A 17,396-nucleotide genomic window follows, 5' to 3' on the forward strand; every position below is an offset into this window, starting at 1 on the left:
GGCCCGGGCCGGGGGACCTGCGGGCCCCGCGGGCTGCGAGGGGTCGGCCCCAGGGGAGGGAGGCCGGTGACCGCCGCGCTCCCACGGGACGCCTCCCCGCCCATGCGCCGGGAGTCGGTGGCGGGTTTGGAGTGGCTGGTTCTTCCCCAGGCCCCGCCGTGGCTCTTCCTGGCCTTCACCACCCGCCGGGGCGGCGTGAGCGAGGGACCCTGGGCGGAGCTCAACCTGGGTCGGTCCACCGGGGACGAACCGGCCCGGGTGGAGGCCAACCGCCAGCGCGTGCTGGAGGCGGCCGGTCCCGGCTGGCGGTGGGTGGCCATGCCGCGCATGGTCCACGGCGCCGACGTGAGCGTGGTCCGCGCCGAGGCGCCGTGGCCCCCGGGGGAGGCGCCCGCGGCCGACGCGCTGGTGACCACGGACCCCGGCGTCCTGCTGTGGGCCACCTTTGCCGACTGCGTCCCCGTCTTCCTGTGGGGCGAGGCGGAGCCCTCCCCCGCGACGGCCGGTGTCGCCCCGCGGGATGGGGCCGGGGCGGCACCCGGACCGCGTCGCGGGGTGGCCCTGGCCCATGCCGGCTGGCGCGGCACCCTGGCCGGGGTGGCGCCGGCGGCGGCCCGCACCCTGGCGAGGGCCATGGGCGTGGGCACTCACCGTCTCAACGCCCTGATCGGTCCCTCCATCGGCCCCTGCTGCTTCGAGGTGGACGAACCCGTCCTCCAGCGGCTCGCGCGCCGGCTGCCGTGGGCGGAGGAGGTCCTCGCGCCGTCGCCCCGGGGCGCCGGCTACCGGCACTGGGACCTCTGGGAGACGAACCGGCGACTGCTGGTGGAGGCGGGCCTCGACCCCCGACGCATCGCCGTCGCGGCGCTGTGCACGGCCTGCGACACCGCGTCCTTCTTCTCCCACCGGGCCAGCGGCGGTCGAACGGGCCGCATGGCCGGCCTGATCGGCATCCGGCCGGGTATCCGGCCGGGTGGCTGATTCCCGTCGGGCGCCGCAGGCAGCCGTCCCCACCGGTCGCGGCCGCCCGGCGCGGCGGGGCCGGCCCCGCCGCGCCGGGCGGGCGTCGGCCCCCTCCCGGCCGGCGCGACGGCGCTCGGGCGCAGCTCGACGCCCGGCGATCCGCACGACCTGCACGACCCGCCGATCCGCAAGACCTGGACGATCCGCACGACCCGCGAAGCTTCCTCCTGACGCCTGCGACGGCCCCGGCGGCGCTCTCCCGGAGGTGTGCCCGCGGGGTGGGAGCGGGAGGGCCGTCCCGACGTACGGAACCGCCGAAACGGGCAGGAGTCGCCCCCGCCGGTATGGAATCGCCCTGCTACACTGGAAGGGCCGGCGGCCCGGGACGCCGGGCTCCTCCCGGGTCACGGGGGGGCTCCGGGCGCCGGCGCCGGATGGCCCGCCGCCGGCGTCGACGGCGGGTCGAACGGCGCGGTTGGCGGGACACCTGCGGGTCCCGCCGGGGCCGTGGCGCACCGCGGCGCCCGGGGGCAGCGGCCGCCGGCACCGTCCGGGGAGCGACGACGCCGATGAGCATAGCCGAACGGGTGGCCGCCGTGCGGGAGCGCATCGCCGCCGCGGCGGCGCGGGCGGGGCGGGATCCCGGGGCGGTCACGCTGGTGGCGGTGAGCAAGTCGGTGCCCGTCGCCGCGATGCGCGAGGCGTACGCCGCCGGGATCCGCCACTTCGGGGAGAACCGCGCCCAGGAGGCGCGGGACAAGTTCCCGGCCTTCGGCGACGACGTCCACTGGCACTTCGTGGGGCGGCTGCAGACCAACAAGGTGAAGTACATCGTCCGGCACTGTCATCTGCTCCACTCCCTGGACCGCGTGGCCCTGGCCCAGGAGGTCGACCGGCGTGCCAGCCGCTGCGGCCGGGTGCTGCCGTGTCTGGTGGAGGTCAACGTGGCGGGGGAGGCCACCAAGGCGGGCTTGCCGCCGGAGAAGGTCATCCCCTTTCTCCAGCAGGTGGCGGGTCGCCCCGGCCTGCGGGTGGTCGGCCTCATGACCGTGGCGCCGCGGGCCGATAACCCGGAAGAGGTGCGGCCGGTCTTCCGGCGGCTGCGGCAGCTCTTGGAGGAGGCCGCCGAGCGGTGCCGCGGCCTCCCGGGCATCGAGATGCGCCACCTGTCCATGGGCATGACCGACGACTTCGAGGTGGCGGTGGAAGAGGGTGCGACCATCGTACGCATCGGCCGGGCCATCTTCGGCGAGCGCGGATGAGGAGGAGTCGCGATGGGGTGGATGGACCGGCTGCTCTCCCTGATCGGCTTCGAGGTCGAGGAGGAGGTGGTCGAGGCCGCCGCGGCCGAGGAGCCGCAAGACGGCACGACCACGACGCGACGCCGGGACGGTCGCCCCTCGCGGGAGCGGCCGGAGGGGGCCGCCGGGCGGCCGGGGCAGCTGGTGCCCCTGGTCTCCGGTCCCCGCTCCCAACGGGTGGTCATCGCCCGCCCCCGGTCCTTCGACGAGGTCCAGGACATCGCCGAGCACCTGAAGAACCGGCGGCCGCTGATCCTCAACCTCGAGGACACCGACAAGGAGACGGCGCAGCGCATCCTCAACTTCTTGAGCGGCACCATCTACGCCCTCAACGGGGAGATGTACCGCATCGCCAACGGCGTCGTGTTCTTCGCCCCGCAGAACGTGGAGACCGTGGTCGACCGTCCGGACTTCCTCAGCCGCGACTGAGGGGCGGCGAGGGAACGGCGGTCGACCCGGCGGGGCGGTGCCGGCGGCATGGCGCGGCGGCCGGTGGGGCGGAGCCCGATGGGCGGCGCAGGGAGGGTGGGCGTTGACCGACTGGATCGTGACGTTCCTCGTCCGGGTGATCCACGGCCTCGCCACGGCGTTCTTCTGGCTGCTGCTGATCCGCGTGATCATGTCGTGGTTCGTCCAGGGTAACTACAACCGCACGTTTCACGATGTCTATCGTGTACTGGTCCAACTGACGGAGCCGATCCTGGCCCCGATCCGGCGGGTGATGCCCGCCACCGGGCCGATGGACCTGTCGCCGCTGGTCGCCCTCTTGCTGATCCGGCTGGTGGAGACCCTGCTGGTGCGGCTGCTTCTGGCGGTGGCGTGACGGCGGCGCCGCCCGCGGCCGGCGCCGGGCGAGCCGGCATCCCGCCCCAGGGGCGGGACGGCACCGATCCCGGGAGGTGGGAGGATGGCCCTCAGGCCGCTGGACATCCACAACAAGCAGTTCTCCCGCTCCTTCCGCGGTTACAACGAGACCCAGGTGGACGAGTTCCTCGAGCAGGTGGGCCGGGAGTTCGACCAGGTGCTGCGGGACAACGCCGCCCTGCGCGAGCAGGTGGACGCGCTGAACGCCAAGCTGGAGCAGTACCGGCAGCTGGAGGACACGCTCCACAACACCCTGGTGGTCGCCCAGGAGACGGCGGAGGAGGTCAAGGCCAGCGCCCAGCGGCAGGCGGAGCTGCTGATCAACCAGGCGCGGCTGGAGGCCGAGCAGATCGTGCAAGCGGCCCGGGCGAAGGCGGAGGAGATGGAGCGCCGCTACCAGGAGCTGCTCAACAACATGAAGGTCGCGCGGGCGCGGATGCGGGCCATGCTGATGGCCCACCTGCAGCTCCTCGACGAGGAACCGGGGCTGGCGGGGGGCGACGAGGCCGATGCCGCGGCGGCGGTCTCGGAGGGCGACGCCGGTGCCGCCCCGGGCCGGGACGCGGCGGACGAACCGGCCGCCCTGGCGGCCGCCGCCGGGGCGACGGTCCACCGCAGTGTCGGCGCCCGGGGGCCGGCCCGCCCCGGCGCCGGCGGGCAGGAGGGGGGGCGCGAGCCCGGGCCGGCTCGTCCCCCGGCGCAGTGGGGTGCAGCCCGGGAGGTGGCGGCGGGCCGCGAAAGGACCGCCGGCCTTTAGCCAGGCGTCCCTCCCTCGACGGGCCCAGGCGTCCCTCCCTTGACGGGCCGCCGCCGTGTCCCTACAATTTGCCGTAATCCGACAGGCTGGGCGCCGCGGCCCCAGGGGCGGCGCCCCCGCCAATGGTCAATGGTCGAGCACGGCGATGACGGGGCGAGTAGGGCCGGTCGCGATGCCGGCTGCAGAGAGCCCGGGCCGTCGGCTGCGAGCCCGGGCGCCGGTGGCCGCCCGAAGATCCCCCCCGAGCCGCCCACCGAACCCGCCCCGCGGCCTGCGGGAGCCACGGATTGAGGCAGCGCGGGGCGCGCAGTAGGCTGGGCCGCCTGGCCCCCGTTAGCGGGCCGCAGAGTGCCCGGGCCTTCGGCTGGTACCGGAGCCGCGACCGGGGAACCGACGGCGACGTGGCCCTGGCGCCGCGGGCGGCCGTGACGAGCCGCCGCGGCCGCGGCGAGCTTGCCCGGGAACAAAGGTGGTACCGCGAGGGAGCCCCCTTCGCCCTTTGGCGAAGGGGTTTTTCGTTGTTGCCGACTTCGCGAGGAGGGGGAGCATGGACTACCGCGAGACGCTCAACCTGCCCAAGACCGACTTCCCCATGCGGGCCAACCTGCCCCGGCGGGAGCCCGAGATCCAGCGCCGCTGGGACGCGATGGACCTCTACCGGCGGCTGCGCGAGGCCCGCCGCGGGCGGCCGCGGTTCGTCCTGCACGACGGCCCGCCCTACGCCAACGGCGACATCCACGTGGGCACGGCCCTCAACAAGATCCTCAAGGACGTGGTGGTGCGGTACGCCTCCATGGCGGGCTACGACGCGCCCTACGTCCCGGGTTGGGACACCCACGGCCTGCCCATCGAGCGCCGTGCCCTGGAGGTGCTGGGCGTCGACCGGCGCGCCATCTCGCCCGTCGAGTTGCGGAACCGCTGCCGCGACTACGCCCTGGAGCAGATGAACCGGCAGCGCCAGCAGTTCCGCCGCCTGGGCGTGCTGGGCGACTGGGAGCGGCCCTACCTCACCCTGGATCCCGAGTACGAGGCCAAGCAGATCGAGGTCTTCGGCGAGATGGCGCGGCGCGGCTACATCTACCGCAGCCTCTACTCCGTGTACTGGTGTCCCGTGGACGAGACGGCGCTGGCGGAGGCGGAGATCGAGTACCGGGAGAAGACGTCGCCCTCCATCTACGTCGCCTTCGCCGTGGTCGACGGCCGCGGCCGCCTGCCGGACGGCGCCCGCCTGGTGATCTGGACCACCACGCCCTGGACGATCCCGGCCAACCTGGCCATCGCGGTCCACCCCGAGGCCCGCTACGTGGCGGTCGAGACCGACCGTGGGCCGCTGGTGGTGGCCGAGCCCCTCGTGGAGCGGGTGCTCCAGGCCGCCCAGTTGGAGGAACGCGGCCGCTCGGGCCCCTGGACCGGCGCCGATCTCGAGGGCGTCACCTACCGCCACCCCCTGTTCGACCGCACCTCGCCGGTGGTGCTGGCCGAGCACGTCAGCATGGAGGAGGGCACGGGGTTGGTCCACACGGCGCCGGGCCACGGCCAGGAGGACTTCGAGGTCGGTCGCCGCTACGGCCTGCCCGTGCTGAGCCCGGTGGACGACCGCGGCCGCTTCACCGAGGAGGCCGGGCCCTTCGCGGGCCTGTTCTACGCCGATGCGAACCCCCACATCGTGCGCGCCCTGGACGACGCGGGGGCGCTCTTGGCCGAGGGCACCATCCGGCACCAGTACGCCCACTGCTGGCGTTGCCGCCAGCCGGTGATCTTCCGCGCCACCACCCAGTGGTTCGCCTCGGTGGAGGGCTTCCGCCGGCAGGCCCTGGAGGCCATCGATCGAGTGCGCTGGATCCCGGAGTGGGGTCGGGAGCGCATCCGCAACATGGTGGCCGACCGCGGCGACTGGTGCATCTCCCGCCAGCGCGCCTGGGGCGTGCCGATCCCGGTCTTCTACTGCGAGGCCTGCCAGGAGCCGGTGATCACGGAAGCGAGCATCCGCGCGGTGGCGGACCTCTTCCGGCGGGAGGGCTCCAACGCCTGGTTCCAGCGGGAGGCGGCGGAGATCCTGCCCGAGGGCTTCGCCTGCCCCCACTGCGGCAGCCGCCAGGGGTTCCGCAAGGAGACCGACATCATGGACGTGTGGTTCGACTCCGGGTCGAGCCACGCCGCGGTGCTCGAGACGCGGGAGGAGCTGACCTGGCCCGCGGACCTCTACCTGGAGGGATCCGACCAGCACCGGGGCTGGTTCCAGTCGTCGCTGCTGACGGCGGTGGCCACCCGCGGCCAGGCGCCCTACCGGGCCGTGCTGACCCACGGCTTCGTGGTGGACGGCGAGGGCCGCAAGATGTCCAAGTCCCTGGGCAACGTGGTCGACCCCAACGACGTGATCCGGCGCTACGGGGCCGACGTGCTGCGCCTGTGGGCGGTCTCGTCGGACTACCGGGGCGACGTGCGGATCTCGGAGGACATCCTCAAGCAGATGGCCGAGGTCTACCGGAAGATCCGCAACACCCTGCGCTTTCTCCTGGCGAACCTGGGCGACTTCGACCCGGGCCGGGACGCCGTGGCCTACGGCGAGCTGCCCGAGCTCGACCGCTGGGCGCTGGCGCGGCTCGCCCAGGTGACGGAGCGGGTGCGCCGGGCGTACGACGAGTACCAGTACCACCTGGTCTACCACGCGATCCACAACTTCTGCGTCACCGATCTCAGCGCGTTCTACCTGGACGTGCTCAAGGACCGGCTCTACGCCTCCTGGCCGGCGGCCCCCGAGCGGCGGGCGGCCCAGACGGTGCTCTACCAGCTGGCGCGCACCCTGACCCTGCTGCTGGCGCCGGTGCTCTGCCACACGGCGGACGAGGTGTGGGGACACCTGCCGCGAGGGGAGGGCGAGCCGGAGAGCGTGCACCTGGCCCTGATGCCCGACCCCCAGCCCGCCTGGCGCGACGAGGCGCTGCTGCACCGGTACGAGACGCTGCTGCGGGTACGGGAGGCGGTCTATCGCGTCCTCGAACAGGCCCGCCAGGACAAGGTGATCGAGGTGCCGGCGGAGGCCCGGGTGGTGATCGCGGGGGCGACCGGCGAGCAGGCCCGGGTGCTGGAGCGGCACATGCCCGAGCTGCCGGAGCTGTTCCTGGTGGCCGAGGTGGTGGTCGAACCCGGCCATGGCCGCGGGACCGAGCCCGCGGCGGCGTCCGCGGTGCCGGGGGCGCTGGGGGGGGCCGCCGCGGTGCGGGACGGTGGCGGGGTGCCCGCCGACCCGGCGCGGGACGCGGCGGCCGAGGGGACCGGGACCGGGCCTGCCGCCGGGGCCCAGCCGGAGGTGGCAGGGACGGCCGGCGGCGGCTCCGTCGAGGCGCGGGTCGACGGCCTGACCGTCCGGGTGGCGCGGTCGTCCCTGGCGCGTTGTGCCCGCTGCTGGCGCCACGTCCCCGGCGTCGGGGACGACGGCGACCACCCCGACCTCTGTCCCCGCTGCGCCCAGGTGGTGCGCCGGCTCCAGGCGACGCCCGGGACGGGCCGCACCGCCGGAGCCTGAAGCCTGCAGCGGCCGGCGGGCTCGCCGGGGTCGGCGCGCCGGGCCGGGGTCGGCGGGCCGACCCCGGCGCACCCTTGCGGGTGGCGGCTGCCACTCGGGGGCGGGACAGGTGCCCGGTGTGGGCACCTGTCCCGCCCCCCGTGCATACACCGTGGGTGCAGGGGCCGGCGCGCCATCCCCGGGCGCCGAGGGGGGCCGTGGAACGGACCCCGCACCGCCCGCCGCCCAGCGGCGCCGCCCGCACCGCCGCCCCGGTTGCGCGGCGCCCCAAGGGGGCTCCATCCGGGTTGCCCGGGCGCCGGGTGGGGTGGCGAGGGTTGCGCCCGGCCATGCGGGGCACCGCCCTGGTCGCCCGTCGCCCTGCGGGTCGACGCGCCGGTTGCGCGCCGCCCTGCCGGGCACCCCCGCTGGCGCGGTGTCCTGCGCGGTACCGCCCGGGTTGCGCCCCGCCCCATGGGCGCCGCCCGGCTCGCCCGGCGCCCTACGGGGTACGGCCCGGGTTGCGCGCCGCCCTGGGAGGCACGCAGGGGTGGCATCGTGGCCGACGCGGGCCGGGTGGGTACGCCCCGGTCGCGTGCCGCCCTGCGGGGGCACCGGCGGGGCGGCGCCGCAGGGCGCCCCCGGTCGTGCGCCGGGCAGGAGCCGGGCCGAAGCCGTCGAACGCTGAGCTCATCGTGCCGCCGTGTGAGCAAGGCCGGCGGCGCGCCTCGGCCGGCGGCCGGCTGCCTCAGGATGCCCGCCGCCGGCCGGACACGGCGGCGGGCCGCCCGCCGGCTGCGGTCCCCGCCGCGGCGCGGCGAGCCACCGGTCCGTAGCCGGCCAGCCGTCGGCGTGGTGCCGGTCGCCGAATCCGCTCGGCGTCCGCCGGTCGGCGCGAACCCACGGGAGGCGCAAAGGTCGAATGTCGACGGACGTAAGCCGGAACGGACGGTCTCACCGCCCAGCGGGCTGGCGCCCGGGGGCTCACGGGGACGGTCGCCTGCGTCCCGGGCCGGGGGGCGGGAGGGGCGGGCCCCGGCCGGAGGGCACCGCGCCCGTGCCCGCAGCCCCGTCCTCCGTGCCGTCTCCACCCGGCGCCCCGTCCGCGGCGGCCTCCCGGCCGGTTCGTCGGGACGGTTCGGGTCGCATCGAAGCGGACTACGCCGCCCGCGCCACCGCGGCCGCCCTTGCGGGCGCGGGCGGGCCGGCCATCGGCATCCTGGGGGGCATGGGGCCCGAGGCGACCGTCGACCTGTTCGCCAAGATCGTCCGCGCCACGCCGGCCCGGGTGGACCAGGACCACGTGCGGGTGGTCATCGACAGCAACCCGAAGATCCCCGACCGCACCGCCTACCTGCGCGGCTGCGGCCCGGACCCCGTGCCGGCCATGGTGGCGGGGATCCAGGGGCTGGTCGCCTTGGGGGCGCGCGTGATCCTGATCCCCTGCAACACCGCCCACGTGTACTTCGACCGGCTCCAGGAGGCGAGCCCGGTCCCGATCCTGCACATCATGCGGGAGGTCGCGCGGGCCCTGGCGCCCGGCGGCGACCCCGCGGCCGGGCTGGCCGCTGGCGGGCCCGTGGGCTTGCTGGCCACGGAATTGACGGTGCAGAGTGGCCTCTACCACGAAGCGCTGGCGCGAGTGGGCCTCGAGGTCGTGGTGCCCGATCCGCCGTACCAGGCACGGGTGACCCGGGCGATCTTCGGTCCCGACGGCATCAAGGCCGGGGTGTACGCCCCGGCGCGCCGGCGGTTGCTCGAGGCCGGTGCCCACCTGGTGGAGCGCGGCGCCCGGGTGCTGATCGCCGGCTGCACGGAGCTGCCCCTGGTCCTGCGGCCCGGCGACTTCTCCGTGCCGTGGGTCGATCCGGCGGAGATCCTGGCGCGGGCCGCCCTCGCCCGGGTCCTGGGGACGCCGGTGGAGGCGGGCCGTCGCTGAGCGGGGGCATGACCATCCCCTCCAGGAGGTGACGCGGATCGCGATGGCCACGCCAGCCTCCCCACCCCATGGTTCCGCGGCGCCCGACCCCATGGACGACAGCGTGCCCACCTCCGTCGCGGCGGCGTGCGGCGGCGACGGACCCCCGGCGGCCGGCCTCGTGCTGGTCGGCCGCATCGTCCCGGTGCCGGGCGCGCCCGTCGCCCCGGCGCAGGCGGTGCTCTTCCGCGACGGCCGCGTGGCCGCCCTGGGGAGCGAGGCCGCCGTGCGGGACGCGGCGGGGCCGGGGGCGGAGGTGGAGGTCCTGCCCCGGGAGGCGGTGCTGCTGCCGGGTTTCGTCGACGGCCACTGCCACCTGCTCTGGTGCGCCGCGGCGGCGGCGCAGCTCGACCTGCGGGACGTGGACTCGCTGGACGAACTGGCCCGCCGCGTGGCCCGACGGGCCGCGGAGCTGCCGCCGGGCACGTGGATCGAGGGCTACGGCTGGGATCAGAGCCGGTTCGACCCGCCGACGTGGCCGGGGCGGGCCTTGCTCGACCGGGCGGCCCCGGAGCACCCCGTCCTCCTGCGGCGGGTGTGCCGGCACGTGGCCGTGGCCAACGGCGCCGCCCTGGCCGCGGCCGGCGTGCACCAGGAGACGCCCGACCCGCCGGGTGGCCGGTTCGTCCGGGATCCCGAGACCGGCGAGCTGACGGGCTTGCTGGAGGAGACTGCCATCGATCGGGTGGCGTCGGCCCGGCCCGAGCCGGGGTTCGAGGAGCGGCTGGCAGGACTTCTGGAGGTGATCCGGACCGCCCATGCGGCCGGGATCACCGCCGTCCACAGCCACGACGTCCACCGCCCCGGGGAGCTGGGGGACGTGGTGGCGCTGTACGCCGCCGCCCGCCGCCGCGGGCGGCCGCTGCGGGTAGCCCTGGACGTGGGCTGGGCGGCGTTCGGCGACGCCCGGCGGTGGGGCCCCTCGGGCCACGGCGACGAGTGGCTGCGCATGGGCTCGATCAAGTTCTTCGCCGACGGGTCGCTGGGCGGCCGCACGGCGGCGCTGCGGGAGCCCTACCACGACGGCGACGGGGCGGAGCGGGGCCTCCTTCGCCACCCCCCGGAGGAACTGGCCGCCCGCGTGGCCGAGGCGGCTGCCGCCGGATACCAGGTGGCGATCCACTGCATCGGCGACCGGGCCATCGACGTGGCCCTGGAGGCGGTGGCCGCGGCCCGGGGCCGGGGCGGGCCGGGTCGCCACCGGCTGATCCACGTGCAGGTCATGGCGCCGGAGCACCCGCGGCGACTGGCGGCCGCCGGGGTGGTGGCCGAGATCCAGCCGCGCTTCCTGGCGTCGGACCTGGCCTTCGTGGAGGAGCGGCTGGGACCCGAGCGGTGCCGGTACGCCTATGCCTGGCGCAGCCTGATCGATGCCGGCGTGCCGGTCTCGGCGGGCTCCGACGCCCCCATCGAGCCGTTGCCTCCCCTGGAGGGCGTGCAGGCGGCCGTCACGCGGGACGACCTGGCGGGCCGTCCGCCGGGGGGCTGGCACCCCGAGCAGCGGCTCGGCGTCGGCGAGGCGCTGAAGGCCTATACCGCGGGTGCCGCCTACGGCGCCCTGGCGGAGGGGCTCTGGGGCAGCCTCTTGCCGGGTGCGGCGGCGGACGCGGTGGTCCTGGGGGCCGACCCGTGGCGGGTCGCGCCGGGGGAGCTGCGGTCCATCCCCGTGCTGGCCACGTACGTAGGCGGCGTGCCCGTCTTCCGCAGGCGGTGAGGTCCGCCACGGCCTCGGGGGCTCGGGCCCCAGGGCCGGCCCAACGACCGGCCGCCGCTCGGGCGAGCGGCCGCCCTGGGGCTCGCCGCTCCGCAGCCGCACCGGGGTGTCCCAGCCCCTGGCGGGGGTGCCGCGGGGCGCTGGCGGCCACGGCCCGGGGTCCCCGGTGGCGGCGGCCCGGGGCCCCGGCGGCGACGGCCCGCTGAAGCCCCTCGCTGTGTAGGAATCGTCCGGCCTTCGTGGAAATGGGTCCATCGTGAGCGCCTCTTGCAAGATTCGTCGCGGGCAGCGCTCTGCCGGCCGCAGGGCGGCCCCTCGCCCTGGCCCTTGCCGGCCTCGGGCTCGGGACGGCGGGCGCCGCGGCCGGGCCCAGGGCGTCGGTGCAGCGACCGGCTGCCGTGATGCCGCCGGCGGCCGGGGGCGGGCATCCCGCGCGCCTGGGGGACGGGACCTGCGCACCGCCCGGTGCGGCGGACAACACCCGCGCACCGTCGGGAGGGTGGGAGGGGGCCTCGGCCCCGCCGGGCGTGGGGGACGGGACCTGCGCACGGGGCCCGGCGGTCCCGTCGCCGGCCGGCGCGCTCCCGCGGCGTGACGGGGGGTTTGCGATGGACGTCACGGTGAGCGTCATCAAGGCCGACGTGGGGAGCGTGGGCGGCCACACCCGCCCCAGCGACGAGCTCCTGGACGCCGTGCGCCAGCGGGCCGAGGCCGAGAGGGGCGGCCTCCTGCTGGACGCCCGGGTCTTCTTCTGCGGCGACGACATCTCCATCCTGATGACCCACCAGCGGCCGCCGGGCGACGAGGCGATCCACCGCGTGGCGTGGGAGGCCTTCCAGGCGGGGACCGAAGTCGCCAAGCGGCAGGGCCTCTACGGCGCCGGGCAGGACCTGTTGAAGGACGCCTTCTCGGGCAACGTGCGCGGCCTGGGTCCGCAGGTGGCCGAGCTCGCCTTGCGGGAGCGGCCCAACGAGGCGCTGATGATCCTGGCCGCCGACAAGACGGAGCCCGGCGCCTTCAACCTGCCCCTGTACCTGGCCTTCGCCGACCCCATGTACTCGCCGGGCCTGCTGCTCTCCGAGGAGCTCCACGCCGGCTTCCGGTTCGTCATCATGGACGTCGAGCACACCGAGGGCGACCGGCTGATCACCCTGGACGCGCCCGAGCGGCTCTACGACATCGCGGCCCTCCTGCGGGACACCCACCGGTACGTCATCGCCGGCATCTGGTCGCGGAAGTATCCGGACGAACAGGCCGTGGCCGTCAGCACCACGCGCCTGCGCCAGATCGCCGGCCGCTACGTGGGCAAGGACGACCCGGTGGCCATCGTGCGGGTGCAGAAGATCTTCCCCGCCACCGAGGAGTTCGGTCCGCCCTTCGCCCTGGGCGCCTTCGTGGCGGGGGACACCCGGGGGAGCCACAACCTGCCGCTGCTGCCGGTGCCGGTGAACACGCCGGCCAGCACCTTCTTCTGCCATCCCATGGTGGCGGCCCTGGGCTTCTCCTTGCGCGACGGCAAGCTCACGGGACCCGTGGACCTCTTCGCCGACCCCGTGTGGGAGCCCATCCGGCACCGCATCGTGGCCAAGGCCCTGGGCATGCGGCAGCAGGGCTTCTTCCAGCCGGCGATGCTCCCCTTCTCGGAGCTGGAGTACGGCGGCATCACCGCGCGCCTCAAGCGCCTGGATGCGGAGTTCCGGGTGGAGGCGTCCCGGGACTAGCCCGGCGGACGGGCCGCGCGCCGACCCCTGGCGCCGGGGGCCGTCGCCGCGCGGCGCGAGCCTCTGCAGGGCTCGCTCAGGCTGTGCCGTGTGTGGATCTCTGGGGAGGGGGCCGTCGGCGCGCGGCGCGACGGCCCCGGGCCCGGCGCGACGGCGCGCGACGGCCATGGCAAAGCGGTGGGGAGCCCGGGCGCAGCCCCGTCCCCGCGGGGGACGGGGCCGCGCCGTGCGGGGCGCCCGTCGGCGGGGGCGGCCGCATGCACCATGCGGCCGCCCCCGCCGCGCTTGGCCCGGGGCGGTCGCGCTGCGTGGCGCGTCCCGCGGCGGGACAGGCTACGACCACCGGCGCCCAGGGGCGGCCGGCGCGGTGCCCGCGCCGGGGCAGCGGGAGGTGGACCGGTTGGGCAGGCCGGAGCGCCGTGGCGACCGGCGTCCGGGGGGCGCGCCCCGCATCGCGTGGGAGCGGGCGCCGACGGGCCGCGCCGCGGTGGAGCGGCTGGCTGGGTCGTGGCGGCGTCCGGGCCCGGGCGGGCGCCCCGCCTGGCGGCCGGATCAGGGGGTGCGGCGTGACGGGACGGGAGCCATGCCGGGGTGCCGGCGGTCGCCGGCGCCCCCGGCGCGGGTCGAGATGCCGGGGTTGGGCGCTGGGCACCAACGCTCGCCGGCGCGGGTCGGGATGCCGGGGTTGGGCGCTGGGCACCGACGCTCGCCGCCCCGGGTCGGGATGCCAGGGGTCCCCGCCGGGCAGCGGCGCCCTCCGCCGCGGACGCTGCTGGCCGGGATCCTCCACCGCCTGGACGAGCTCAGCTGGCGGTGGCAGCGCATCAGCATCGGCGAGTACCTGGCCCTCTTCCACGACCCGGGACGGCTCTTCTGGATGAACTTCCTGGCCGGGGTGGCCCGCGGCCTGGGGGCGGCGGTGGGGTTCACCCTGTTGGGGGCGCTGGTGCTCCTCGCCCTGCAGCGGGCGGTGGAGCTCAACCTGCCCTATCTGGGCAGCCTGATCGCCGACCTGTTGCGCATCGTGCGCACCGAGCTCGACGGCACCCCGCCCGCCGGGGGCGGTGCCCCGGGACCCTGACCGAGCGAGACGGGCCGGCCCCGGCCAGCCCGGTCGCCGCGGGGGCCGGCGCGCGGGTGGGGGTCCGCCGCGCGGCGCACCGGCTGGCGCGCTGGCGCGGTGCCGCCGGCCCGGGCGCGGGGGGCCGCCCCTCCGGCAGGCCGGTTCGTCCACGGAGGGGACCCGCCAGGGGGGCGACGGGCGATGCGGCGGCGAGCGGCCCCGAGGAGGGATGGTCCATGCGACCCGAAGTCCGTGAGCACTTCCGGCAGCGCCTGCTGGCGGAGCGGCGGCGCATCGCCGCCGATCTGCGGTTCGACAGCGACATCGGCCGGCTCTCCCTGCGGGAGTCCGTCGGCGAGCTCTCCACCTACGACAACCATCCCGGCGACGTGGGCACGGAGACCTTCGAACGGGCCAAGGACGTGGCCCGGCGGCGGGACGTCCAGCGGGCCCTGCACGACATCGACGCCGCCCTGGCCCGGCTGGAGGAGGGGACCTACGGCTACTGCCAGCGGTGCGGACGGCCGATCCCGCGGGAGCGGCTGGAGGCGCTGCCCGCCACGCCCTATTGCGAGGCGTGCGCCGAGGCCATGGCGGAACGGGAGAAGAGGGTGCGCGGCACCGCCCGCCCGGTGGAGGAGGCGCTGCTGAGCCCGCCCTTTGCCCGATCCTGGCGCGACGACACCGACGAGGTCGACTTCGACGGGGAGGACGCCTGGCAGTCGGTGGCCCAGTACGGCAGTTCCGATACGCCCCAGGACGTGGGGGAGCCCGCCACCTACCCCGACGTCTACGAAGACGCCGGCGACGACGGCGGCCTGGTCGAGCACACCGACCGGTTGCTGGACCTGCGCTTCGAGTCGGCGGAGGACGTCGCCGTGGCCCAGGAGGCCGTCAAGGAGCACCGGCGCAGGAACACCGGGGGCGACGGCGACTTCGACGCGGCCCCGGGGCGGTCCCCGGACCGCCGCCGGCGGTCGGCGGATGGGGACGCGGCCGGCGGCGGGGAGGGGCGCTGACCCGCGCGGCGGCGCGAGGGGGGCGCGCCGTGCCCTGGCCCGTCCCGCCCGTCGGGCCTGCCTGCAGAACGGCGCCGGGGCCTTGGCGCACGCCCGGCGCCGGCGCGGCGGTGGCGGGCGGCCCGTCCGGAGACGAGCCGCGGTCCGGGGCGCGCCGGGGGGGCGTGGCCGGCTCCGTTGCGGCAGGGACGGGGCCCGTCGTAGGGAATGAGAGGGGAGGGACGCGCTGCATCCCTGGCGACCGTACGGGAGGCAAGGGCTTGCGATCCGTCGTCACCGCCTTGCTGGTGCTGGCGGCCGACCAGGCGGCGAAGGCCTGGGCCCTGGCGCACGTCGCGCCCCACGGCAGCGTGCCCGCCCTGCCGGGCCTGGTGCGCTGGACCTACGTGGAGAACCGGGGCGCGGCCTTTGGCCTGTTCCAGAACCAGACGACGTTCTTCGTCGTCGTGGCGGCGATCGTCATCGCCGTCATCCTCTATTGGCTGCCGCGCGTGCCGGGGCGAGCCGGAGGGGTCCGGCTCGCCCTCGGCCTGCAGTTGGGGGGTGCCGTGGGCAACCTGGTGGACCGGCTGCGCTGGGGCTACGTCGTCGACTTCGTGGACCTCGAGTTCTGGCCGTTGCACCGGTGGCCGGTCTTCAACGTCGCCGACGCCGCCATCGTCACGGGGACCGCCCTGCTCGTCCTGTGGCTCCTGCGGGGGGCGGAGCCGGTGGCGGCCCAGCGACCGACCCGGCCCCCCGGGGGGCGCGGTCCCCGCTGATGCCGGCCGCCGTCGACCGCCGGCGCCGGCGGGGATCCGGCAGATGGGGAGGGGGAACGGAGGGCGTATGGCGGACGACCCGCCCGTCGCCGGGCGCGCGGCGCACACCGCGGTGTTCGTCGTGCCGGCCTCGGCGGCCGGGGAGCGCCTCGACGTGTTCCTGGCCCGCCAGGAGTCCCTGGAGCTGACCCGTTCGGCCATCCAGCGGCTGATCCGTCGCCACCGGGTCCGGGTCAACGGGCGGCCGGCGCGGCCCAGCCGCCGGCTGGAGCCCGGCGAGGAGGTGGTGGTGGAGCTGCCGCCGCCGGAGCCCAGCGGCGTGGCGCCGGAGCCGCTGCCGCTGGACGTGGTGTACGAGGATGCCGACGTGGTGGTGTTGAACAAGCCGCGCGGCTGGGTGGTCCATCCGGCGCCGGGGCACTCCCAGGGCACCCTGGTCAACGCGCTCTTGGCCCGCTATCCGGAGATGGAGGGGGTCGGCGGCCCCGGGCGGCCCGGGATCGTCCACCGCCTGGACCGCGACACCACGGGTCTCCTGGTGGTGGCCCGCAGTCCCCTGGCGTACCGGGAGCTGGTGCGGCTGCTCAAGGAGCGCAAGGTGCGCCGGGAATACCTGGCCCTGGTCCGGGGCTGGCCCGAGGTCCGCGAGGGCACCATCGACGCGCCCATCGGCCGCCACCCGGTGGATCGCAAGCGGATGGCGGTCCGGCCGGAGGGCGGGCGGGCGGCGCGCACCCACTTCCAGGTGGTGGAGCGCGCCGGCCGCTACACCCTGTTGCGCTGCTGGCTGGAGACGGGGCGGACCCACCAGATCCGGGTCCACCTGGCCTTCATCGGATTGCCGGTGGCGGGGGATCCCGTCTACGGGGGCCGGCAGGCGCAGGGCGAGCTGGGACTCGAGGGGCAGGCGCTGCACGCGGCGCGCCTGACCTTCCCCCACCCGCGGGACGGCCGGCTCCTGGACTTCACCGTGCCGCCACCCGCCGACTTCGCCCGGGCGCTGGAACGGGCGCGGTCCGGGGCCAGGGGCTGAGGGCGGCGGAGCCGGCCTGGGGGACGGTGGCGGCCGGGCCGGCGCGGGGCGGATGGCGGCGGCCCCCGGGGGAGACGAGGCACGAGGGCAGGGCGGCGTCCGCCGGGATGCGGGGGGCGGTCCGTCGGCCCGCGCGGGACGGCATCGGACGGGGAGGGAGGCCCATGGCGGGAGGACTCAAGGCGAAGGCGCGGATCATGGACAAGGAGGCGCTGCGCCGGGCGCTGGTGCGCATCGCCCACGAGATCGTGGAGCGCAACCGCGACCTGGACCAGGTGGCCTTCGTCGGCATCCGGCGCCGCGGCGTGCCCATCGCCCAGCGCCTCGCGCGCTACATCAAGGAGTTCGAGGGCCAGGAGCTGCCCGTGGGCGTCCTGGACATCACCCTCTATCGCGACGACCTCTCCCGCCTCAGCGAACAGCCGCGGGTGAACAACACCGACGTGCCCTTCCCCATCGAGGGGAAGCACATCGTCCTCTGCGACGACGTCCTCTACACCGGGCGCACGGTGCGGGCGGCCCTGGACGCGCTGGTCGACCTGGGCCGGCCGCAGACGGTGCAGCTGGCGGTGCTGGTGGACCGCGGGCATCGGGAGATCCCGATCCGGGCGGACTACGTGGGCAAGAACGTCCCCACCTCCCGGCGCGAGGTGATCGAGTGCCGCCTCGAGGAGGTGGACGGCGTCGACGAGGTCTGGATCATGGAGCAGCCGTGAG

Annotated in this window: 14 protein-coding genes; all 14 read left to right on the top strand. The window is 76.3% G+C overall.

Annotated elements, in window-relative coordinates:
• Positions 1-66 precede the first annotated feature (66 nt).
• The 14 genes from E1B22_RS08055 to pyrR all read left to right on the top strand — a co-directional run bounded on the left by E1B22_RS08055 (position 67) and on the right by pyrR (position 17,395).
• Positions 67-981, top strand: coding sequence for a polyphenol oxidase family protein (locus tag E1B22_RS08055; RefSeq protein WP_243123254.1), 915 nt, complete (start codon positions 67-69; stop codon positions 979-981).
• 551 nt (positions 982-1,532) lie between these two features.
• Positions 1,533-2,225: a YggS family pyridoxal phosphate-dependent enzyme gene (locus E1B22_RS08060; protein WP_135225235.1), complete on the top strand. Its 693-nt coding sequence runs from the start codon at positions 1,533-1,535 to the stop codon at positions 2,223-2,225.
• 12 nt (positions 2,226-2,237) lie between these two features.
• Entirely contained in the window at positions 2,238-2,693 is a 456-nt protein-coding gene (locus E1B22_RS08065; RefSeq protein WP_135225236.1) for a cell division protein SepF, read from the top strand.
• 103 nt (positions 2,694-2,796) lie between these two features.
• On the top strand, positions 2,797-3,087 hold the full coding sequence (locus E1B22_RS08070) for a YggT family protein (RefSeq protein WP_135225237.1): 291 nt from the start codon (positions 2,797-2,799) through the stop codon (positions 3,085-3,087).
• An 84-nt stretch (positions 3,088-3,171) separates the two neighbouring features.
• Positions 3,172-3,885: a DivIVA domain-containing protein gene (locus E1B22_RS08075; protein ID WP_135225238.1), complete on the top strand. Its 714-nt coding sequence runs from the start codon at positions 3,172-3,174 to the stop codon at positions 3,883-3,885.
• Between the two features lie 547 nt (positions 3,886-4,432).
• On the top strand, positions 4,433-7,411 hold the full coding sequence (ileS, locus tag E1B22_RS08080; RefSeq protein ID WP_135225239.1) for an isoleucine--tRNA ligase: 2,979 nt from the start codon (positions 4,433-4,435) through the stop codon (positions 7,409-7,411).
• Positions 7,412-8,447: 1,036 nt separating this feature from the next.
• Positions 8,448-9,329 (top strand): aspartate/glutamate racemase family protein, encoded by an 882-nt coding sequence (locus tag E1B22_RS08085; protein ID WP_243123255.1) that lies wholly within the window; start codon positions 8,448-8,450, stop codon positions 9,327-9,329.
• A gap of 43 nt (positions 9,330-9,372) precedes the next feature.
• Positions 9,373-11,082 carry an amidohydrolase gene (locus E1B22_RS08090; protein WP_243123256.1) on the top strand — a complete coding sequence of 570 codons (1,710 nt, stop codon included), beginning with the start codon at positions 9,373-9,375 and terminating at the stop codon, positions 11,080-11,082.
• A 608-nt stretch (positions 11,083-11,690) separates the two neighbouring features.
• Positions 11,691-12,803 (top strand): fructose-1,6-bisphosphate aldolase/phosphatase, encoded by a 1,113-nt coding sequence (gene fbp, locus E1B22_RS08095; protein WP_135225240.1) that lies wholly within the window; start codon positions 11,691-11,693, stop codon positions 12,801-12,803.
• Positions 12,804-13,527: 724 nt separating this feature from the next.
• The gene (locus tag E1B22_RS08100; RefSeq protein WP_243123257.1) at positions 13,528-13,884 is read left to right on the top strand and encodes a DUF5665 domain-containing protein; all 357 of its coding nucleotides are present in this window, start codon (positions 13,528-13,530) and stop codon (positions 13,882-13,884) included.
• A gap of 218 nt (positions 13,885-14,102) precedes the next feature.
• Positions 14,103-14,885, top strand: coding sequence for a TraR/DksA C4-type zinc finger protein (locus E1B22_RS08105; RefSeq protein WP_135225241.1), 783 nt, complete (start codon positions 14,103-14,105; stop codon positions 14,883-14,885).
• 260 nt (positions 14,886-15,145) lie between these two features.
• On the top strand, positions 15,146-15,646 hold the full coding sequence (gene lspA, locus E1B22_RS08110) for a signal peptidase II (RefSeq protein ID WP_135225242.1): 501 nt from the start codon (positions 15,146-15,148) through the stop codon (positions 15,644-15,646).
• Between the two features lie 67 nt (positions 15,647-15,713).
• Complete coding sequence (locus E1B22_RS08115; protein WP_135225243.1) at positions 15,714-16,679, top strand: RluA family pseudouridine synthase; 966 nt, start codon at positions 15,714-15,716, stop codon at positions 16,677-16,679.
• A gap of 164 nt (positions 16,680-16,843) precedes the next feature.
• Positions 16,844-17,395: a bifunctional pyr operon transcriptional regulator/uracil phosphoribosyltransferase PyrR gene (gene pyrR / locus E1B22_RS08120; protein WP_135225244.1), complete on the top strand. Its 552-nt coding sequence runs from the start codon at positions 16,844-16,846 to the stop codon at positions 17,393-17,395.
• Position 17,396 lies beyond the last annotated feature (1 nt).

The sequence above is a fragment of the Thermaerobacter sp. FW80 genome, assembly GCF_004634385.1.
GTDB classification, from domain to species: domain Bacteria; phylum Bacillota; class Sulfobacillia; order Thermaerobacterales; family Thermaerobacteraceae; genus Thermaerobacter; species Thermaerobacter composti.